The 20,626-nt window shown below is 68.5% G+C and carries 19 protein-coding genes; 7 read left to right on the top strand and 12 right to left on the bottom strand.

All coding sequences use genetic code 11. The features are described from left to right. Nucleotides 1-20 precede the first annotated feature (20 nt). On the bottom strand, nt 21-392 hold the full coding sequence (locus PK98_RS04210; RefSeq protein ID WP_039094527.1) for a VanZ family protein: 372 nt from the start codon (nt 390-392) through the stop codon (nt 21-23). 289 nt (nt 393-681) lie between these two features. Between PK98_RS04210 and PK98_RS04205 the strand changes: the two genes are divergently transcribed. Beyond that, the gene (locus tag PK98_RS04205) at nt 682-1,296 is read left to right on the top strand and encodes a superoxide dismutase (protein WP_081996145.1); all 615 of its coding nucleotides are present in this window, start codon (nt 682-684) and stop codon (nt 1,294-1,296) included. 257 nt (nt 1,297-1,553) lie between these two features. On the opposite strand, the gene PK98_RS04200 is transcribed toward PK98_RS04205, so the two are convergent. The 4 genes from PK98_RS04200 to PK98_RS04185 are packed head-to-tail and all read right to left on the bottom strand — an operon-like array spanning nt 1,554 to nt 6,344. Continuing rightward, on the bottom strand, nt 1,554-1,832 hold the full coding sequence (locus tag PK98_RS04200; RefSeq protein WP_039094521.1) for an ETC complex I subunit: 279 nt from the start codon (nt 1,830-1,832) through the stop codon (nt 1,554-1,556). 31 nt (nt 1,833-1,863) lie between these two features. Then, the gene (gene hrpB, locus PK98_RS04195; RefSeq protein ID WP_039094520.1) at nt 1,864-4,281 is read right to left on the bottom strand and encodes an ATP-dependent helicase HrpB; all 2,418 of its coding nucleotides are present in this window, start codon (nt 4,279-4,281) and stop codon (nt 1,864-1,866) included. After that, a complete protein-coding gene (mobA, locus tag PK98_RS04190; RefSeq protein WP_039094517.1) occupies nt 4,282-5,028 on the bottom strand; it encodes a molybdenum cofactor guanylyltransferase in 747 nt (248 codons plus the stop codon). After that, complete coding sequence (locus PK98_RS04185; protein ID WP_039094514.1) at nt 5,025-6,344, bottom strand: lipopolysaccharide biosynthesis protein; 1,320 nt, start codon at nt 6,342-6,344, stop codon at nt 5,025-5,027. The genes mobA and PK98_RS04185 overlap by 4 nt, the downstream gene beginning before the upstream one ends. Before the next feature lie 76 nt (nt 6,345-6,420). Between PK98_RS04185 and PK98_RS04180 the strand changes: the two genes are divergently transcribed. Beyond that, nucleotides 6,421-7,587 carry a hypothetical protein gene (locus PK98_RS04180; protein ID WP_039094513.1) on the top strand — a complete coding sequence of 389 codons (1,167 nt, stop codon included), beginning with the start codon at nt 6,421-6,423 and terminating at the stop codon, nt 7,585-7,587. Then, entirely contained in the window at nt 7,580-8,698 is a 1,119-nt protein-coding gene (locus PK98_RS04175; protein WP_052208012.1) for a glycosyltransferase family 4 protein, read from the top strand. Before PK98_RS04180 ends, PK98_RS04175 begins: the two co-directional genes overlap by 8 nt. Here the strand turns inward: PK98_RS04175 and PK98_RS04170 are convergent. Continuing rightward, nucleotides 8,688-9,326 (bottom strand): HAD family hydrolase, encoded by a 639-nt coding sequence (locus tag PK98_RS04170; protein WP_039094511.1) that lies wholly within the window; start codon nt 9,324-9,326, stop codon nt 8,688-8,690. The genes PK98_RS04175 and PK98_RS04170 overlap by 11 nt on opposite strands. A gap of 151 nt (nt 9,327-9,477) precedes the next feature. Between PK98_RS04170 and PK98_RS04165 the strand changes: the two genes are divergently transcribed. Further along, nucleotides 9,478-10,260 (top strand): succinate dehydrogenase iron-sulfur subunit, encoded by a 783-nt coding sequence (locus PK98_RS04165; protein ID WP_039094509.1) that lies wholly within the window; start codon nt 9,478-9,480, stop codon nt 10,258-10,260. Nucleotides 10,261-10,276: 16 nt separating this feature from the next. Further along, the gene (zapE, locus tag PK98_RS04160; protein WP_039094507.1) at nt 10,277-11,407 is read left to right on the top strand and encodes a cell division protein ZapE; all 1,131 of its coding nucleotides are present in this window, start codon (nt 10,277-10,279) and stop codon (nt 11,405-11,407) included. A gap of 21 nt (nt 11,408-11,428) precedes the next feature. Here the strand turns inward: zapE and PK98_RS04155 are convergent, their stop codons facing one another. The 5 genes from PK98_RS04155 to PK98_RS04135 all read right to left on the bottom strand — a co-directional run bounded on the left by PK98_RS04155 (nt 11,429) and on the right by PK98_RS04135 (nt 17,490). Continuing rightward, complete coding sequence (locus PK98_RS04155) at nt 11,429-12,604, bottom strand: class I SAM-dependent RNA methyltransferase (RefSeq protein ID WP_039094505.1); 1,176 nt, start codon at nt 12,602-12,604, stop codon at nt 11,429-11,431. Next, the gene (locus PK98_RS04150) at nt 12,601-13,968 is read right to left on the bottom strand and encodes an NAD(P)H-hydrate dehydratase (protein WP_268745940.1); all 1,368 of its coding nucleotides are present in this window, start codon (nt 13,966-13,968) and stop codon (nt 12,601-12,603) included. The genes PK98_RS04155 and PK98_RS04150 overlap by 4 nt, the downstream gene beginning before the upstream one ends. A gap of 17 nt (nt 13,969-13,985) precedes the next feature. Further along, a complete protein-coding gene (ilvD, locus tag PK98_RS04145) occupies nt 13,986-15,845 on the bottom strand; it encodes a dihydroxy-acid dehydratase (protein ID WP_039094503.1) in 1,860 nt (619 codons plus the stop codon). 107 nt (nt 15,846-15,952) lie between these two features. After that, the gene (locus PK98_RS04140) at nt 15,953-16,681 is read right to left on the bottom strand and encodes an N-formylglutamate amidohydrolase (RefSeq protein WP_039094500.1); all 729 of its coding nucleotides are present in this window, start codon (nt 16,679-16,681) and stop codon (nt 15,953-15,955) included. Next, nucleotides 16,678-17,490: a 4-(cytidine 5'-diphospho)-2-C-methyl-D-erythritol kinase gene (locus PK98_RS04135; RefSeq protein ID WP_039094499.1), complete on the bottom strand. Its 813-nt coding sequence runs from the start codon at nt 17,488-17,490 to the stop codon at nt 16,678-16,680. Before PK98_RS04135 ends, PK98_RS04140 begins: the two co-directional genes overlap by 4 nt. A 113-nt stretch (nt 17,491-17,603) precedes the next feature. Between PK98_RS04135 and PK98_RS16245 the strand changes: the two genes are divergently transcribed. Together PK98_RS16245 and PK98_RS04125 are read left to right on the top strand one after the other, a co-directional pair. Beyond that, nucleotides 17,604-17,777, top strand: a complete 174-nt coding sequence (locus tag PK98_RS16245; protein ID WP_039094497.1) for a DUF1328 domain-containing protein — start codon at nt 17,604-17,606, stop codon at nt 17,775-17,777. A 31-nt stretch (nt 17,778-17,808) separates the two neighbouring features. Further along, nucleotides 17,809-18,903: an AI-2E family transporter gene (locus tag PK98_RS04125; RefSeq protein ID WP_052208008.1), complete on the top strand. Its 1,095-nt coding sequence runs from the start codon at nt 17,809-17,811 to the stop codon at nt 18,901-18,903. Nucleotides 18,904-18,927: 24 nt separating this feature from the next. Here PK98_RS04125 and PK98_RS04120 read toward each other — a convergent pair whose 3' ends face one another. After that, nucleotides 18,928-20,598, bottom strand: coding sequence for an electron transfer flavoprotein-ubiquinone oxidoreductase (locus PK98_RS04120; RefSeq protein ID WP_039094495.1), 1,671 nt, complete (start codon nt 20,596-20,598; stop codon nt 18,928-18,930). Nucleotides 20,599-20,626: the final 28 nt, after the last annotated feature.

The following is a 20,626-nucleotide window of genomic DNA, read 5'->3' as shown; positions in this document are numbered from 1 at the left end:
CGCGATTGTGCGATAGCGGTTTATCGCCTGCGCGGTTCCGGCATCCGGCCCTTGCCGGTGGCGCGCACCACCGCCAGCAGCCCCAGGCCAACGAATGTCGCCGCACCATCGGCCAGCCAGTCCAGGCCGCTGCCCTGCCGGTTCAGCATTGGCAGGCCCCATTGCGCAACCTCGATCGCCAGGCCCAGCAGGATCATCGCCATCGCGATCGTGCGCAGCCGGGTTCCCGCGTAGGCCAGCCCAGCCAGGATGGTGAGCGTAAGGAAGGCAATCATGTGTTGCCACTTGTCGGAGAGGCCAGCGACCGGCACCGGCGTGGCCAGCGGCCACAATGCCATGGTGATGGCGAAGATGGTCGCAGCCCAGAAGAGCAGGCGGAGCAGGCGCGTCATGCGCGGCTGCGTAGCGGAGCGAGCCGTTGCGCGAAAGGGCGCATGTTGCAGTGCGGCAGGATTGGCGATGGGGCGGGCGGCAAAGAAGTGGAAACCCTGTGCTCTTGCAGCGTTTCATCCCTGACGAAACCGCGTTACGGCGGCGGCGGCGGGTCAGACCCGTCATATCCCGGGAGACGCAGCTTTGCCTGTCAAGGTTCAACGCCGCACCGTGCTGGCCGGTTCGCTGGCCACGGTGGCAGCAGTCGCCTTCCCGTTCGTTGCGAACACTCAGCAGGAGACCAATTCCATGAGCACCTTCACCCTGCCTCCCTTGCCGTACGCCTATGATGCGCTGCAGCCGGCCATCGATAAGGAAACGATGACCTTTCACCACGACAAGCACCACCAGGCCTATGTCACGGCGCTGAACGGCGCGGTCGAGGCGGATCCCGCTCTGCAGGGCAAGTCGCTGGAAGAGCTGGTCGCGGTTGCCGGCACGCTGGCACCCGTGGTGCGCAACAATGGCGGCGGTCATTGGAACCACTCCTTCTTCTGGGAGATCATGGGTCCGGATGGCGGTGAGCCCAGCGCCGAGCTGACCTCTGCGATCAACGAAGCCTTCGGCTCGCTGGACGAGATGAAGGCCAAGTTCAAGGAAGCCGGCACGAAGCAGTTCGGCTCCGGCTGGGTGTGGCTGATCGTGGGTGCCGACGGCAAGCTGGCGATCACCTCGACCCCGAACCAGGACAATCCGCTGATGGATGTGGCGGGCACCAAGGGCACGCCGATCCTGGGCAATGACGTTTGGGAGCACGCCTACTACCTGACCTACCAGAACCGCCGCGCGGATTATCTGGAAGGCTGGTGGCCGGTGGTGAACTGGACCAAGGTCAGCGAGCACTTCGCGAACGCGAACGCCTGATCGATGCAGGATCCCCGGCGCCTACGGTGCCGGGGATCTTCCCGGTTGCATCAAATATCTGCCAACATGTGGATATCGCGCATTCACGATCAGCAAGATGCCAGCAAGCGGCAACAGTCCGATCATCGATGCCGCATCGAAGCCTAGTCGCGATCCCAGCCACGCCACGTTCACATACTGACAACACTTGCCGAGCACGACGCCGGCGCCGACGATCGCGATGGTTTCAGCCAGCGCAAGTAACGCCGGCCGAACCTTCACCGAAAATTATCGGCGTAAGCCTGGAGCTTCAGCCGCTTGGGCGGGGTGTGATGCACGCTGGCCTCGATCCCGTACTTCTCGGCGTAGGCGATGGCCGCCTCGCACGATTCGAACTTCAGGCTGACCTGCTGCTGCGTGTCGCCGCTGCCGGCCCACCCCATCAGCGGGTCCGGCTTCTTCGCTTCGGCGGGGACAAAATCCAGCACCCAATTGTCGGTGTGGGCCTTGCCGCTCTGCATCGCGCTCTTGGGTTTTTCGTAGATACGGGCCTGCATGGTGCTGCCATTCCCTGAAAAGTGATTCCGATCAAGACCGTTCGAAGGCGTTCCGTGTCCTCAGACTCGGCTTTTCCGCCCATGGTTCCACCGGCCAGCGATGGCGCGGGTAGCGGCCCTTCATGTCCTTGACCACGTCGGCCCAGCTTCCGCGCCAGAAGCCGGGCAGGTCGCGCGTGGCCTGGATGGGTCGGCCTGCAGGGCTGGTCAGCTTCAGCAGCAGCGGCGTTGTGCCGATCAGCGGATGACGTTCCAGTCCGAAACAGGCCTGCACCCGCACCTCCACGCTGGGGGCGTCATCCCCGGCATAATCGATGGCGTGATGCGAGCCGACAGGGCTGACCCACTCGCGCGGGGCGACCCGATCGAGCCGCTGGCGATCGTCCCATGACAGGCTGTTCAGCAGCGCTTCCGCCATCCGGCCCGGCGCCACGTCCAGGTCACGCCGGCCCTGCAGCAGCGGGGCGAGCCATGCCGCCGCGCCCGCGCGCAGAGCATCGGGCCGAAGTGCCTCCAGCCCGGCATATCCACCCCGCGCCAACAGGGTTCTCGGCAGCATTTCCACAAGCTTTTCCACAGCCTTGTCCAGCAACAGCGCATGAATCGCGGCGGGGTCAGGCTGCGGATCAGGCCCGGTGGCGAGCGTGACCGCCCCGATCCGCCGCTGCAGCCGTGCCTCGACCCGCTCACCCGTCCAGTGCAGCACCTGCCGCCGCTCGATGCGGTCGGCCAGCCATTGCTCCACCTCCGCTGTTTCCAGCGGCAGGGCGGCGGTGATGCGCGCACCCTTCGCCAGACCGGTTGCGTCGCCGATCGCCAGCCACTCGCTGCGGGCCAGCGGCGATATCGGATCGAGCACGAAGCCGCGCCCACCCGCCGCCAGCCAGTTCTCGCCGGACGGATCACGCCGTCGGGCCAGGTTGTCGGGCTGCGCCAGCGCCAGCAGGATGCCCGGCGGGTAATTGCCCGCTTGCGTCTCGGCCTGAAGCTTGCGCGCCATGGCGGCCCAGCGCCCGGCCAGCTTGCGGCTGGCCTCTGCCTTGCCGCCGCGTTCCGTGGCGAAGCGCGACAGGCGCTGCGCCAGATCCTCTCCCCGTCCACCAAGGCCCCGCTCCTGCAGCAGCAGTGCCAGCCGAGCGGCGTCCTCCGCCTGGCCGCGCCGCGCACCGTGCAGGACCATCGCCGCCTGCCAGGGGGCCATCGGCAGGGTGGCGACCCGCCGGCCAAAGGCGGTAAGCTGCCCCGCCGCGTCCAGCGCATCCATCGCGTGCAGGCGCGCCTGCGCGGCCTGCAACGACGCGGCCGGCGGCGGGTCGAGCCAGGGCAGGCTCGCCGGATCGCCCGTGCCCCAGCGCGCCAGCGCCAGCACAAGCGGCGCCAGATCGGCCACCAGCATCTCGGGCGGATCGAACGGCGCCCGCCCGGCATGGCCAGCCTGCTCCCACAGGCGATAGGCAACGCCCGGTCCCTGCCGCGCCGCACGTCCGGCACGCTGGGCGGCGGCGGCCTGGCTGGCGCGGGTGGTGACCAGATGCGTGACACCTGCCGCCCGGTCGAACTCCGCCCGGCGCGACAGGCCGCTATCGACTACGACGGCCACGCCATCCAGCGTCAGCGATGTCTCGGCGATGGTGGTGGCCAGGACTATGCGGCGTCGCCCGTCCGGATCACGGCGCAAGGCGGCGCTCTGCAAGGCGGGTTCCAGTTGGCCGTGCAGCGGCAGCACCGGCACACCGGGCAGGCGCTCCTCCAGCCGTTCGCGCACGCGCTCGATCTCGCCCACGCCGGGCAGGAAAGCGAGCAGGTCGCCCTCCTCCGCCCGCCACGCGGTCAGGATCGCGCCCGTCATCGCCTCGTCGGGGCGCAACTCGGCGCGGGCACCCAGCCACTCGATACGCAGGAGATGCGCCCGCCCCTCGCTCTCGATCACCGGCGCGCCTGCACCCAGCAGCCGGGCGAAGCGGGCACCGTCGATCGTGGCGCTCATCACCAGCAGGCGCAGGTCCGGGCGCAGCACGGCCTGGCTTTCCAGCGCGAGTGCCAGGCCCAGATCGCTGTCGAGGTGCCGCTCATGCGCCTCGTCGAACAGCACCGCGCTGACGCCGTCCAGCTCCTGGTCGGCCAGCAGGCGGTTCACGAAGATCGCTTCCGTCACGACCAGGATCCGCGTGGCAGCGGACTGGCGGCTGTCCAGCCGGGTGAGATAACCGACGCTCTGACCCACCGGCTCGCCGAGGCTCTGCGCGATCCGCTCCGCCGCGGCGCGTGCGGCCACGCGGCGGGGACTCAGCAGGATGATCGTGCCGCTGCACCACGGCTGATCCAGCAGCGCGGGGGCAACAGCCGTGGTCTTGCCTGCACCCGGCGGCGCGATCAGCACGGCGGAGGACCGTTCGCGCAACACCGCCAGCACGTCCGGCAGCACGGCATGGATCGGCAGGTCGTGCATTTACCGGCCCAGCAGGCGCTGCACGTCCGCCAGATCAGCCGGTTTGTCCACGTCCACCGCCGCCAGCCCGTCCGCCGCCGGAACCAGCGCGATACGGCAGCCGATGCGCCCGCCCAGCCGGCGCAACGCGTCCGCCAGGGTCAACCGCCCGGACAGGTAGCGCAGCAGCAGACCGGGGCCGAGCCGGGCGACGATCCGCCACGGCCGCTTGCGGTCCGCCTCCACCCGTGTCCATTCGGTGACGGCGGCGCGCGCGGATGGTCCGCGCAGCAGGAACAGGTTGCAGCCGGACCAGTGACCATCGGCAAAACGCAGATAGGTGCGGCGACTGCCCGGCAGCGCGGCCTCGATCGCGTGCCGCTCCGCCAGCATGATCGCGACGTCGCTGCCCTGCGGCGCCCCTTCGATCAGTTCCCGCACCCATGCCGGGCGCAGCAAGGCATGGTCGGCGGTGGTGACCAGCAGCGGCGTACCCGCAACGTCCAGCGCGGCCAGCACGCTGCCGCTGGGGCCGGGCGCAGGTGCGATCACCTCCGCCCCAAGCTGCCCGGCAAGCTGCGCCACCGGTCCGGGCGCGCAGCTGACGAGGATGCGCGGGCAGCCTGCCGCCTGCAGGGCGCCGATCACGCGCGCCAGCATCGGCGCGCCACCCACCTCGATCAGCGCCTTGTGCGCCACGCCCAGCCCTTCGGCGAAGGGATCGCCGCCGGGCCGCGATCCGGCAAGGACCAGCGCAGTCACGCTCATGCCGCGGCGCTCGCACGGCGCAGGACGACGAAGACCAGCAGGCTGAGCAGAAGGTACGCGATCGCGAAGCCGAGTGCCACGGCCCAGCCGATCCCCACCGCCCCCATTCCGGCCAGCTGCAGCACCGCCGCCACCAGCGCCAGTCCGGCCAGCGCGCGGGCGAGCAGCGGCAGGAAAGCATGACCCAGCGAATGCAGGATAGGCTCGTAGGTGGCGCCGGCCAGGTCGAAGGCGGCACCGACGATCAGCGGGATCAGGACGACGCCGCCACGCGCGAACTCCGCCCCGCCGACCAGCGCCAGCAGGTCCGCACCAACCAGCAGGGCCAGGACGGTCACGATGAGCCCAGCCCCACCGGCGATCGCCGTCACCTGCAGCACCAGCCGGCGGAAGCCTGCAATGCCGTTGGCGAGCCGGGCTCGTGCAAATTCCGGGTACACTGCGCGGCTGAGCAGTTGCGAAATCTTGCTGAAGCCTTGCGCCAGCTGGTCTGCCAGCCGGTAGATGCCGGCTGCGCTCGGCCCCAGGAAGTGCCCGACCGCCAGCAGCGGTCCCTGCTTGAACAGCGCATCCAGGAAGGAGCCGGCATAGGTGATGCCGAAGAAGCCTATCACACCCGGATGTTCGCGCAGCGTCAGCGAGAAAGGGCCGAAATTCCGCCGACGCAGGGCATACGGGGCAATCCGGGCGGAGGCGACCCAGTATACCAGCGCGTTGAGCAGGTCGATCAAGGCCCAGGCGATCAGGTAATTGCGCACCGCTGGCGCCGTCACCATGATCGCGAGTGCAGCGACCAGCCGGCCGACCGGCACCAGCGCCTCGACATAGGTCGCCATATCGAACCGGTCGAGCACGCGAACAATGCCGTTGGGTGTCGTCTGCCGCGCCCACAGCAGCACGCAACTGAACAGGAACGCGATGTCGACGAAGTCCGGATTGAGGTCCAGCAGGTCGGCAAAGCCGTAATAGATCACGCCGGCAAGCACGCAACCCAGCGTCGCACCGATCGCATCGATCGTACCGCATAGCCACACCAGCCGCCCGAACCTAGCCCAGTCCTGGCGGTGCACCGCCTCCGCCCCGAAACGGACCAGTGTCTTCCAGGTCTGGAAGCCCACGATCGCAACCAGCGCCTGCCCGGTGCCGAAGATCAGCGCGAAATGGCCGAAGCCGCGCACGCCCAGCGACTGGGACAGCACGGCGAGGTACGCCAGGCTGCACACGGCGCCGAAGCCTTTTCCACCCAGGATCCAGCCGAGATTGCCGAGGATGTTGGACAGGCCCTTGCGCGGCAGCGGGGCGGCGGGGGTCTGCATGGCAGAAGCCTTGGACCAGCTTGGCGCAAGATACAAGTTGGCCCGGGCGGCACCCTTGCGCTAGCGGGCCCCGGTCATGAGCCGCATCTGCTTCCTGTTCAATCACGACCAACTCCACCAGGTTGCGCACAGCCTGCCGATCGCACTGACGCTGGCGGAAGGCGGCGGGGCGGAGGTCACGCTGGCCGTGGCGAGCGATGCGCTGGCGGCGCATGTCCGCCGCCTGGCCGGGGACCGGCTGGCGGCGTGCCGGCTGGTGCAACTGACGCTCGCCAGCCCGGTCACGCGGATGCTGGCCCGCACGCTGGACCGGGTGCTCCCTGCACACAAGATCCTGCTCTATCGGGAGAACGTCGCGTTCTTCCGCCAGTTCGATGCGCTGGTCGTGTCCGAGAAGACCACCCTGCTGCTGAAGACCCGCTACGGGCTGGACAAGCTGAAGATCATCCACACCCGGCACGGCGCCGGCGACCGGGCGATCGGCTTTGGCCGGGAAAGCGCCCTGTTCGATCTGGTGCTGGTTTCCGGCCCCAAGATCGCGCGCCGCCTGGTGGCGGAAGCAGGCGTCGATCCCGCGCGCATCCGCATGGTTGGATATCCCAAGTTCGACCTGTTTGCCGATGCGTCGCCCGTGGCACTTCCCTTCCCTGACCCTTCGCGCCCCGTCGTCCTGTATTCACCGCACCCCTCACCGGGTCTGTCGAGCTGGTATGGCATGGGGCAACAGGTGCTGGATGCCTTTGCTGCCAGCGACCGTTTCAACCTGATCTTCGCCCCGCATGTCATGCTGTTCCAGCGGCACTGGACCGTGACGATCAGCCCGCCTGCGCTCCGTCGCGTGCGGCAGCCGCGCATCATGCACGCGTCAAACATCCTGATGGACCCGGGTAGCCCGGCCAGCAGCGACATGAGCTACACCAACCGCGCTGACCTCTACATCGGTGACGTCAGCAGCCAGATCTACGAATACCTGCTCCGCCCGCGCCCCTGCGTTGCGCTGGATGCGCACGGCGCGGACTGGCAGGGCAACCCCAATTACACCCACTGGCAGGCCGGCCCGGTGGTCGGGCCGGGTACCGACATCATCGCGGCGGTCGAGCAGGCGATGGCAACGCACGCGGACTACCTCCCGGTGCAGCAGGCCCTGCTGGCGGATACGTTCAGCGTGACCGATCGCCCCTCCGCGCAGCGATCCGCGGAGGCGATCACCCGCTTCATGGCAGGGGAGAGCGCCTGTGACTGATCTGGCCGGCCGCCGCATCTGGGTCATGGCCAAGGGCTATGCGGCGGAGGAAGGCGGCATGCAGACCTATGCCGAAGGCGTCGCCCACGCCTATGCCGCAGCAGGCGCGAAGGTAACCGTGTTCACCCAGACGAAGCTCGGCCAACGGCAGGGACAGCATGGCGCGGTGCTGCTGGTCGATGTGGGCGCGCACCGATCCGCCCTGCTGCCATGGCGCCTCGCGCGCGCGATGCGCCGGCAGGCGGGGGAGGAGGGCGCGCCGCATCTGGTGCATGGAACCACCTGGCGCACCTCGTTGCTGCCGATGCTGCTGGACCTGCCCTATGCCACCACCTTTCATGGACGCGAGTTCATGTATGGCGGCACCCTGCGGCTCGCGTTGATGCGGCGCATCGCGCGGCATGCGCGCATGGTCTGCGCGGTCAGTGCGTACAGCGCCGGAAAGCTGCGGGAACGGTTGGGAGCAGCCTGTCCGCCGATTACCGTGGCATGGAACGGCCTGGGCGAGGATGAGCCGCTGCCAGCACCGACGGAGCCGAACGATCTGCCGCTGGTCTTCTCCCTGTGCCGGCTTGAGCCGCGCAAGAACATCGCCGCCTGCGTGACGGCGCTGGCCGGCCTGCGCGATCAGGGACTGGCGTTCCGCTACGTGGTCGGCGGGCGCGGTCCGGCGCTGGACGAGGTGCGCGCGCTGGTCGCCCGGCTGGGTCTGGCCGACCGGGTGGAGGTCGCCGGCTTCATCCCGGCGGATGAGACCGCGCGGCTTTACGCCGCGGCCGACATCTTCCTGCACCCGCAGGTGGCGGCTGATGGCGGACGCGATTTCGAAGGGTTCGGCATCGCCATCGCCGATGCCATGGCCGCAGGCTGCGCCGTCGTCGTCGGCGCCGAAGGGGGCGCGATCGAGCTGATCGAGGAAGGCGTCACCGGGCTGGCAATCGATGGCAATGATCTGAAGGCACTCGAGGCCGCGATCCGGAGCCTCCTGGTCGATGCGCAACGCCGTCGGCAGATGGCGCAGGCGGCACAGGCCCATGCCCGCGCCACCTTCCGCTGGGACCGGCATATCGAACACATCCTGGCGGCCGCCGGTCCGCCGTTCAGCGGCTGAAATCCACCACCTGCCAGCCGCGTGCCCGCGCCTGGGCGGCCTTGCGCGGGTTGCGGGTGACGAAGACCGCCTCGTCCGCCCGGTCCAGCAGCGGGCCATCGGCGAAGCTGTCGCTGTAGAAGCGAATATGCGCCCCGGCGTAACCCTGCGCTGTCAGCCATTCCTCCACCCGCGCCAGCTTTTCCGGCCCGTAGCAATTGGGCTGGTCGCTGCCCTGCCCCTGCCACTCGCTGGCGACAAGATGCTCTATGCGCAGCCCGGCCGCGATGTGCCGGGCATAGAAGGCGTAGGCTGCGGTGGCGATCACCACCGTGCGTCCCTCCTGCCGGTCGCGGTCCAGGGCCGCGCGGGCACCTGGCGCCAGGTCCGCGATCCGGATGACGGCGAAGGCGGCGGCAACCTGGTCCAGCCGCGCCGGCGCGGGCCGCCCGACGAGCAGCCGCATGCCCGCATGTTTCAGCGCGGTTCGCCTGACCAGACCGGCCTTGTACGCCGCCATCAGCAGCAGCCAGACAGGCGCGAACACTAGCCGCCACGGTGCCAGCTGCGCCGCCGCGAACAGCAGGAACGGCGTGAAGGTCGCGCGCGCCAGCAGCGTGCCGTCGAGATCGTAGATGGTCAGCTTCATGCGGGCGTGCACTGCCTTGCGGCCGCCCCATCGGCAAGAGTGCCGTGCAGGCGGTAAAAGCGCCACTGCCTCCTTGCCCTGACGGGCAAACGGGCTAGATAGGCGGCAATACTTTCCTCGGAAATACAATCAGGGACGCGCGCGCACCGCCATGGCAACCTTCACCCTCCCCAAGAACAGCAAGATCACGCCCAAGGGGAAGGCGCACACCGTGCAAGGCGCCAGCCGCGTGCAGAAATTCCGCATATATCGCTGGGATCCGGATAGCGGGCAGAACCCCCGTTACGACACGTTCGAGCTGGACCTGGACCAGTGCGGGCCAATGGTGCTGGACGCGCTGGTCAAGATCAAGAACGAGATCGATCCCACGCTGACGTTCCGCCGCTCCTGCCGCGAAGGCATCTGCGGGTCGTGCTCCATGAACATGAACGGCAAGAACGGCCTCGCCTGCACCACCTCGATCGAGGATCTGAAGGGCGAGATCCGTATTACCCCGCTGCCGCACATGGACGTGATCAAGGACCTGGTGCCTGATTTCAGCCATTTTTACGCTCAGTACGCCTCCATCCGGCCGTGGCTGCAGACCGCGACCACCACACCCAGCGGCAAGGAACGGCTGCAGACGCCGGAGCAGCGCGAGAAGCTGGATGGCCTGTACGAGTGCATCCTGTGCGCCTGCTGCTCCACTGCGTGCCCCAGCTACTGGTGGAATTCGGACAAGTTTCTCGGCCCGGCGATCCTGCTGCAGGCTTATCGCTGGCTGGCCGACAGCCGCGACGAGATGGCGGGCGAGCGGCTGGACCAGCTGGAGGATCCGTTCCGCCTGTATCGCTGCCACACGATCATGAACTGCGCCAATGTCTGTCCCAAGGGGCTGAACCCGGCGAAGGCGATCGCCGAGACCAAGAAGATGCTGGTGGAACGCGCCGCCTGAGGCTGCGCGCACGATCTTGGCCGGAGTACTCGAAGAATATCGCGCCCTGATTCAGCGGGGCGAGCTGCGCGAAGATGCGGAGCAGGCCGCCGCGGCCGGGAAGCTGGATGCGCTGCAGTGCGAGCTGGTGCGGGAGGAGACCGAGAGCGGCTGGCTCCGTCGCCTGCTCGGCGGGCGGCGCGCCCGGGCACGCGGCGTGTACATGTGGGGCGGCGTCGGCCGCGGAAAGTCCATGCTGATGGACCTGTTCCACACCACTCTGGCCATTACCGAAAAGCGCCGTGTCCACTTCCACGCCTTCATGCAGGAGGTGCACGGCCGCCTGCGCGAAGCGCGCCGGTCAGAGACGGGGGACCCCATTCCGCCCGTCGCCGCCGCCATCGCGCAGGATCTGCGCGTGCTCGCCTTCGACGAGATGGTAGTAAACAATTCGGCCGACGCCATGATCATGAGCCGGCTGTTCCGCGCGCTGATCGTGGATGAAGGGGTGACGATCGTCACCACCAGCAACCGTGCGCCGGCCGACCTGTACAAGGACGGGCTCAATCGCGAGCACTTCCTGCCGTTCATCGCCCTGATCGAGCAGGAGCTGGACGTGCTGACACTGAACGGCCCGACCGATTACCGGCTGGACCGGGTCGGCGGGCTGGACCGCTGGCTGTGGCCCCTGGGCGATGCGACGACGGAGCGGCTGCGCCAGGCCTTCTTCCGCATGACCGACTACCCGCCGGAAGATGCCGAGCATGTTCCCTCCTGCGAGCTGGAGGTGAACGGCGGACGCACCCTGCACGTACCCAAGTCGCTGAAGGGCGTAGGTGTGTTCTCGTTCAAGCGGCTGTGCGTGGAACCGCGTGGCGCGGCCGACTACCTCGCGGTCGCGCGCGAGTTCCACACCGTGATCATCGCCGGCATTCCGCAGCTGGGGCCGGAGACCCGCAACGAGGCGGCGCGCTTCGTCACGCTGATCGATGCGCTGTACGAACATCGCGTCAAGCTGTTCGCCGCCGCCGCCGTGCCGCCGGCGGAGCTGTACCGCCAGCCGGCCAAGGCCGATGGCGGCAGTTTCGAGTTCGAGCGCACGATCAGTCGCTTGGAAGAGATGCAGAGCGACAGCTACATGGCGCTGGGCCACGGCACCGAGGACTGATCGCCCGGTATCGCAGCCGGTTTACCGCACGAACAGGCTGGCCAGTTCCACATGCGTCGACCAGCGGAACTGGCCCACCGGGCGCAGCTCCGCCAGCCGGTATCCGCTCGCCACCAGCAGCGCGGCATCCTTGGCCCAGCTGGCCGGGTTGCAGCTGACATAGACGATCCGCGCCACGCCGCTTTCCGCCAGTTGCATGACCTGCTCTCTGGCGCCGGCGCGCGGCGGATCGAGCAGGACGGCGTCGAACCGCGCGAGTTCTTCGGGCCGCAACGGGCTGCGGAACAGGTCACGATGCAGCGCCTCGACCAGCAGGCCATGGCGGTTGGCGGCGGCGCGGCAGGCCAGATGCGCATCTCGCGCCGCCTCGACCGCCGTGACCCGCGCGCCATCAGCCGCCAGCGCCAGCGCGAAGGTGCCTAGGCCGGCGAACAGGTCGGCCACCTGCCCTGCACCCGCCAGCCAAGCGCGTGCCGCAGTCACCAGCGCCGCTTCGCCATCGGGCGTCGCCTGCAGGAACCCGCCCGCCGGGTAGTGCACCGGCGTGCCGCCCAGTGTGACGGTGACAGGCTGCGGCTCTCGGAACGTCTCCGAGCCATAGCCCTGATCCAGCACCAGCCGTGCAAGGCCAAGCTCCTCCGCAAAGGCGATCAGCGTCTCTGTCTGGTCCAGCCCTTCGATGGTCAAGCCCTTGATCGTGCAGTCCAGGCCCTGGTCCGTCAGCGTCAGGGTGATGTCCGCCATGTGCTTGCCGCCACGCTTGCCCAGCATCCGGCGCAACGGTGCCACGGCCGCGAACAGCTCCGGCGCCAGCACATGGCATTCCCGCATGTCGATGATGCGGTGGGAGGCCGCTTCCCGGAAGCCGACCGAACCGCCGCTGGCATGCAGCGTGGCGCGGCGGCGGGTGAGCGGCGGGCTGAGATGCGGTGGCGAGACCACCTCCGGCGCCAGCGCCTCCGCCGGCAGGGTGACGCGGTCGTGCACGAAGCCGGCCAGTGCCGTCTCGTCCAGATGCTGCAGCTGACACCCGCCGCACCGGCCGAAATGGCGGCAGGGCGGAATGGCGCGGTGCGGCCCCGGCCGCACGGTACCATCGGGCAGGACGGTGTCGCCGGGCGCGGTCAGCGGCAGGTGACGGCCGGTGGTGGTGACGCCATCGCCCTTTGCGGCCACCCGGAGGATTGTCTCGGTCATGCGGCCTGCTCCCACGCTGCGGGCAGAGCCGCGATCAAAGTATCCGGCAGCAAGGCCGACCCGGCCAGACGCGCCGCCGTGGCATGGAGCCAGAGGCCCTCCTCTGCCGCTGCGAGCGGTGCCGAACCGTTCGCTAGGCGGCTGGCGACCAGACCTGCCAGCACGTCGCCGGTTCCAGCGACCGACAGCCAGCTGGTCGCAGGCTTCGTGAACACCAGTTCGCCTGCCGGCCCGGCAATGATCGTATCGGCGCCCTTGGCAATCACCACGGCATTCGCTGCCGCAGCCAGGCCCTGCGCCTGCGCGATCTTGCCTTCAGCCACCACGGCGAACGCCCGGCACAAGGCGGCCATTTCGCCGGCGTGCGGCGTTAGCGCCAGCGGCGCATCACGGCCCTGCAACGCCGCCGGGGTCAGCAGGTGCAGCGCATCGGCGTCCAGCACCAGCGGATGATCCGAGGCAAGCGCCGTGCGCAGCCGTTCGGCGGCATCCGTCCCACGCTCCAGGCCCGACCCCGCGAGCACCGCCGCGATCCGCTCGTCTGCCAGCGCGTCCGCCGCCGGCCCCGTCAGCACCACCAGATCGTCCGGCACGCCCTCTGGCCGCTCCGCCGCGAGCAGCCGTACATAGCCGGCCCCGCCGCGCATGGCCGCGCGCGCAGCCAGCAGGCTGGCGCCCGGCATCGCGCCACCAACCACTGCCAGCAAACCGCGGCTGTATTTGTGAGCATCGGGCCGAGGCGCGGTCAGCTCCGGTCGGCGGGCCAACCGCCCCGCCCCGCTCACGGCGTCGATGCCGATTTCCACCAGCCGCCGTTCGCCCATCGACGCGCCTGCCGGCATCAGCCAGTGCGCCCGCTTCCATCCGCCAAGCGCCACCGTCAGCTGGTAATCGGGCATTCCGTCACCCAGCGCCTGCCCCGTATCACTGTCGATCCCGCTCGGGAGATCGATGGCGATGCGGAACGGATGCGCAGCTGCCAGGCGCTGCAGCATCTGTGAAAGCTCCGGCGAGAGGGCCCGCGTCAAGCCGGTACCGAACAGGCAGTCCACCAGCACGGCGCCGGCCGCATCGGCCACCGGCACCCCGCCCCAGCGGCGGCACGCCTGCTGCGCAGCTTCGGTCGCGGGTGGCAGCGGCGCGACCACCTGCACCGGCAGGCCACGTTCCGCCAGCACACGCGCGATGACATAGCCATCCCCGCCATTGTTGCCCGGCCCGCACAACACCGTTACCGTGCGCCCGGCGGCGACGCGCCACACCCACTCGGCAGCGCCCCTGCCGGCATGCTCCATCAGCGCAGACACCGAAGTGCCGGCGGCGATCAGCACGTCTTCCGCCGCGCGCATCTGCGCGGCGGTCAGGACCTGGTCGAACAGGATCAGCGACCCCGCTTCAGTTGCGACAGGTCGCGCACCGCACCGCGCGCGGCGCTGGTGGTCATCGCGGCGTAGGCCTGCAGCGCGAGCGAGACCTTGCGCGGACGCACCTGCGCGGGTGCCCAAGCAGCGTCACCCTTCGCCTCCATCGCGGCGCGACGATGGGCCAGCTCCTCGTCGGTCACCAGCAGGTTGATCGTCCGGTTCGGAATGTCGATCGCGACCGTGTCGCCTTCCTCCACCAGTGCGATGGTACCACCCTCGGCAGCTTCGGGGCTGACATGGCCGATGCTCAGCCCGCTGGTCCCGCCGGAGAAGCGCCCGTCGGTGATCAGCGCGCAGGCGGCACCCAGCCCCTTCGACTTCAGGTAGCTGGTGGGATAGAGCATTTCCTGCATCCCCGGCCCGCCCCGCGGGCCTTCATAGCGGATCACCAGCACGTCACCCGCGACGATCTGCTCTGTCAGGATCGCAGTGACGGCCGCGTCCTGGGATTCGAACACCCGCGCCGGGCCGGTGAAGGTCAGGATGCTGTCATCCACGCCGGCGGTCTTCACGATGCAGCCATCCAGCGCCATGTTGCCATACAGCACGGCCAGCCCGCCATCCTGGCTGAAGGCATGCTCGGCATCGCGGATCACGCCCTCGCTGCGATCCAGGTCCAGGCTTTCCCACCGGCGGCTCTGGCTGAAGGCCACCTGCGTAGGCACGCCGCCAGGTGCCGCGGCATAGAATTCATGCACCCGGTTGTTGCGGGTGCGGCCGATATCCCAGTCGTCCAGCGCGTCAGCCATGGTCGGGCTGTGCACCGTCGGCAGCGCGGTGTTGAGGAGGCCGGCCTTCTCCAGCTCGCCCAGGATGGCCATGATGCCGCCTGCGCGATGGACATCTTCCATGTGCACGTCGTTCTTGGCCGGGGCCACCTTGCTGAGGCACGGCACCTGGCGGCTGAGCCGGTCGATGTCGCGCATGGTGAAATCCACGCCGGCCTCGTGCGCGGCGGCCAGCAAATGGAGCACGGTGTTGGTGGACCCGCCCATGGCAATGTCCAGGCTGATCGCGTTCTCGAACGCGGGGAAGCTGGCGATAGTGCGGGGCAGGACGCTCTCGTCCTCCTCCTCATAATAGCGCCGCGCCAGTGTCACGATCAGGCGACCAGCGCGCTCGAACAGCTGCTTGCGGTCTGCATGGGTCGCCAGGGTGGAGCCGTTGCCCGGCAGCGAGAGACCCAGTGCCTCCGTCAGGCAGTTCATCGAATTGGCGGTGAACATGCCGCTGCACGATCCGCAGGTCGGGCACGCGGCGCGCTCGATCGCCAGCACCTCGTCATCGCTCAGGCTGTCATCGGCGGCGGCGACCATCGCGTCGACCAGATCCAGCGCGACCAGCTTGCCGTCCAGCACCACCTTGCCGGCTTCCATCGGGCCGCCGCTGACGAACACGACCGGAATGTTGATGCGCAGGGCCGCCATCAGCATGCCGGGGGTGATCTTGTCGCAGTTGGAAATGCACACCATCGCGTCGGCGCAATGGGCGTTGACCATGTATTCCACGCTGTCGGCGATGATCTCGCGGCTGGGCAGGCTGTAGAGCATGCCATCATGCCCCATGGCGATGCCGTCATCCACCGCGATGGTGTTGAATTCCTTGGCCACGCCACCCGCCGCCTCGATCTCCCGCGCGACCAGCTGGCCCAGGTCCTTCAGGTGGACATGGCCGGGCACGAACTGTGTGAAGCTGTTGACCACGGCGATGATCGGCTTGCCGAAATCCTCGTCCGTCATGCCGGTTGCCCGCCACAGGCCGCGGGCGCCCGCCATGTTGCGGCCGTGAGTGGTGGTGCGCGAACGATAGGCAGGCATGGGCAATTCCGGTGTGCGAGGGTAGCGGGATCGCTTTGGGCGCTACACTATTCGCCGGCCGCCTTGAACCGGGCAAAATCTTGGGACCGGCGAAGGTCTGGTGCCCCTCAGCCCAGCCGTCGGGCGACTTCCCCTGCGACATGGGCGATGCGGGCGGCCCAGTCCCGCCGGCCGGCGGTGTCGCGGATCAGGTCGTTGCGCAGTTCTATCGCGCAGTATGGCCGGCCATGAGCCTCCGCATGGCGGTTCTGCGTCGCATTGAGCAGCAGGCCGGAGTAAGGCTCGTTGTCGCCCACCATCATTCCGTCCTCGGCGCCGAACAGTTCGATCGCATGGCGCGCCGCCCGGGCATCCTGATTGTAGAGCAGTCCCACATGCCACGGCCGCTCCGCCCCTGCACTGGCGAGGCGCGGGGTGAAGGAATGGATCGCCAGGATCAGCGCCGGCCGGGCCGCGTCCAGCCACTCCGCCAGGGCCGCATGGTAGGGGCGGTGCAGCGTGGCGATGCGCTTTGCGCGATCCGGATTGCCGCTGCCCGACTTGTTGCCGCGGATCGCGAAACCGTCGCTCACTTCGGGGATCAGTCCGGCCGAGTCCTCTTCCCGATGCAGGTCGATCACCAGCCGGCTGACACAGGCGAGAAAGCCGGGGATGGCATGATCGGCCGCCAGATGCTCCGTCACGCCGGCCGCGCCGATGTCCCAGCCCATGTGATCGTCCAGCACCGCTTGCGGCACGCCCAGGTCGTAGCCGGGCGGCACCTGATTGCTGGCATGGTCGCAGATGGCGACGATGCCGCCGGGCTGCGGGTGGCCGATGGTGCGCCAGACGTTCATCGCAGCGCACCTGCCAGGTGCCACCAGCCGGGCTGCTGCGCCGCGATGTGCGCGGCGGCCGCGTCCCGCTCGGCAGGCGTGCGGTAAAGCGCGAAACAGGTCGCGCCCGACCCGCTCATTCGCGCCAGCCAGGGATCGGTCCCCTGCAGCGCAGCAAGCACGTCGGCGATCGCGGGGCACAGCGCAATGGCCGGCGCCTCCAGATCGTTGCGCCCGGCCAGTGCGATGGCGGATGCCACGCCGTCGGGCAGCGGGCCGCGATCCTGCCCGTCCCACCCGGCGAAGACCGGCCCGGTGGGCAATGGTAGCCGGGGGTTGACCAGCAACACCGGGGTACCGCCAAGATCGCTGTCGATCGGGTGCAGCTCGGTGCCGGTACCGCGGCCGATGCAGGTGATGCTGTCGACACAGGCGGGCACATCCGCGCCCAGCCGGCCGGCGCGGACCGGCCAGCTATCCGGCAGGCCGGACATGTCCCGCACCGCCCGGAACAGCGCGCCGGCATCGGCCGATCCCCCGCCCAGCCCCGCCGCCACCGGCAGGTTCTTCTCCAGCAGCACTGCCAGGCCGCCGGCACGGGGCAGCGCGCCCAGTGCCTGCATCACGATGTTGCCGAACGAATCGTCCAGCGCCGGGGCGAACTCGCCCGTCACATGCAGGCTATCCTGCGCCGCCGCGCGCACCGTCAGCCGGTCGCCTGCATCGACGAAGGCGAACAGCGTCTCCAGCTCGTGATATCCGTCCGCCCGCCTGTGTCGCACATGCAGGGCCAGGTTGATCTTGGCATAGGCGGTCACGGTCATGCTCATTCCCCGTGCCTTAGCGGCCGGTGCCACGATTGCCAGATGATCGACAAAGCAGGACGGAACATTGTGCAATGCAGCATCGTTATCGGCCAAAATCGACAACAGGATATACCCGCATGATCAGACTTGCCGTCATCTTCGCCGTTATCGCCGCCGTGCTCGGCATTCTCGGGTTTGGCGGACTGGCGGGCGCGGCATGGGACGTGGCGCAGATCTTCTTCTGGATTGCCGTGATCATTGCTGCGGTGCTGTTCGTGCTCGGCTTCACGATCTACAAGAAGGTTACCTGACACGCAGCGGGCAAACGGGGGGACTGCAAGGATGAGCATCGAGGAGACGCCTGCCGTGCCGCAGGCGCGGCAGGGTGGCGGGCCCTGGACCGTTGGCCGCATCGTCACCGTGGCGGTGGCGATCATGGCCGTGATCGGGGTCGCGTGGCTGCTGGTGAGCCTGTCGCAGTTCCTGCTGCTGGTCTTCGCCGCCGTCGTGCTCGCCTGTATCTTCGATGCCATGGCAGAGGGCGTCGGGCGGCTGACCGGTCTGAAGTCCCGCGGCCTGAGGCTGGCGATCGCGGTCCTCGTCCTGCTGGCGGTGTTCATCGGCGCGTTCGTGCTGTTCGGTGCGCAATTTGCGCAGGAAGTGAACACGATCCGCGACTCCATCCCGCCCGCGCTGGAGCAGATCGAGGGCTTGCTGCAGCGGATGGGCTATGGCGGCACGCTGACAGGTCTGCTGGAACAGGGATCGCAGGATGTTTCCTCCATCGCCAGTCGCCTGGGCAGTTATGCGCTGGCGGTGGGCAGCGGGCTGACGGACTTCGTGCTGGTGTTCGTGGCGGCTATTTTCATCGCCGCCGACCCCGGCCTGCATCGTCGCGGACTGGTGCTGCTGATGCCGCGCCGGGCCGAGGAGCCGGCCCGCGAGTTCCTGGACGATTGCGGCAACGGGCTGCGCGGCTGGATGCTGGGACAGGCGGTGTCGTCCATCCTGGTCGGCACGCTGACCTGGGCCGGGCTTGCCCTGCTGGGGGTCCCGGCGTCAGGCGGACTGGGCCTGATCGCCGGCCTGCTGGACGTGATCCCGCTGGTCGGCCCGGTACTGGCCGGCATTCCCGCCGTGCTGCTCGCCTTCACCGTTTCGCCGATGGCGGCATTGTGGACAGTCGGACTGTTCCTGGTGATCCAACAATTGCAGGGCAATTTCCTGCAGCCGATGATCCAGAAGCAGGCGGTGAACGTGCCACCCGCGGTGCTGCTATTCGCCGTGTTCGGCGCCGGCGTGCTGTTCGGCGGTCTGGGCGTGCTGCTGGCGGCGCCGCTGACAATCGTGCTGTTCCTGTTCGTGCAGCGCATCTATGTCCGCGACCTGCTGGGCAAGGACATCACCGTCGCCGGGCAGGAGGAGCAGCCGGACTGATCGTCCGGCGCCTCCGCCTGCCTCTCACATGTTCGGATAGTTGGGCCCGCCGCCACCTTCGGGCGTGACCCATTCGATGTTCTGGCGCGGATCCTTGATGTCGCAGGTCTTGCAATGGACGCAGTTCTGCGCGTTGATCACCAGTTCCGGCTCACCCTCTTCCACCCCGGCATATTCGTACACGCCCGCAGGGCAGTAGAACTGCTCCGGCCCGGCATAGATCGGCCAGTTGACCCGTTCCGGCAATGTCGGGTCGGTCAGCCGCAGATGGCTGGGCTGGTCTTCCTCGTGATTGGTGCCGGACAGGAACACCGATGACAGCCGGTCGAAACTGATCACGCCGTCGGGCTTCGGATAGGCAATCGGCCGGAACATGCGCGCCGGCAGCGTTGCCGCGTGGTCGGGATGGTGGCCCAGCGCGCCCAGCCTGATGCCGGCGGTGCGCAGCCACATGTCGGCGCCGGCAACCACCGTGCCGATCGTTCCGCCCAGCTTCGCGACCAGCGGCTGCGCGTTCTGCACCTCCTTCAACTCCTCCGCGATCCAGCTGGATCGCACGGCGGCGTCATAGCTGTCGAGCTGCACGTTCTCCTCGCCCGCGGCGATGCTCGCGGCGGCGGCTTCGGCAGCCAGCATGCCGCTCTTCATCGCCGTGTGTGTACCCTTGATCCGTGGCACGTTCACGAACCCGGCGGAGCAGCCGATCAGCATGCCGCCGGGGAACGCCAGCTTCGGCACGCTCTGCCAGCCGCCTTCATTGATCGCCCGCGCGCCATAGGAGACGCGCTTGCCGCCTTCCAGCAGGCTGCGGATCGCCGGATGCTGCTTCCAGCGCTGGAATTCCTGAAACGGGCTGATGTACGGATTGGCGTAATCCAGCGCGGTAACGAAGCCGAGCGCCACCTGACCGTTCGCCTGGTGATACACGAAGCCGCCGCCCCACGCCTTGTCATGCTCCGACAAGGGCCAGCCCTGCGTGTGGACCACCTTGCCCGGCGCGTGCTTCGCGGGATCGACGTCCCACAATTCCTTCACGCCCAGGCCATAGACCTGCGGCTGGCACTCGGCGTCCAGCGCGAAGCGGGCCTTAAGGCGCTTGGCCAGGCTGCCGCGCACGCCCTCGCCGATCAGAACCTGCTTGGCGATGATGCCCATGCCCGGCTGGTAATCGTCCTTGGGCTTGCCATCGCGGCCCACGCCCATGTCCTGAGTGATGACTCCGATCACCGCACCGGCATCGTCGAACATCAGCTCCGCCGCCGGGAAGCCGGGGAACACCTGCACGCCCAAAGCCTCGGCCTGCTCCGCCAGCCAGCGGGTCAGGTTGGCGAGGCTGCCGGTGTAGTTGCCGTCATTGCTCATCAGCGGCGGCAGCAGCAGGTGCGGCATTTCGTACTTGCCGGTGCGGGACAGCACCCAGTGGTGGTTGCTGGTGACCGGCACCTCCGCCAGCGGGCAGCTCTCGCGCCAGTCGGGCAGCAGCTCGTCCAGAGCGCGCGGATCGATCACCGCACCGGACAGGATATGCGCGCCGACCTCGCTGCCTTTTTCCAGCACGACGACTTCCAGATCCGTGTCGATCTGCTTCAGACGGATCGCGGCGGCCAGCCCGGCGGGCCCTGCGCCGACGATCACCACGTCCACCGGCATCGTCTCGCGCTCGATCCCGTCCACTAGCGTGCTATCTTCGTTCATCACGCGGACTTGATCGCTCCCCCCGGCA

Origin of the sequence: Croceibacterium mercuriale, from assembly GCF_000802385.1 — a bacterium.
Classification (GTDB): Bacteria; Pseudomonadota; Alphaproteobacteria; order Sphingomonadales; family Sphingomonadaceae; genus Croceibacterium; species Croceibacterium mercuriale.
Note: the sequence above shows the minus strand (reverse complement) of the source record. Positions and strands in the feature narration are given on the sequence as shown.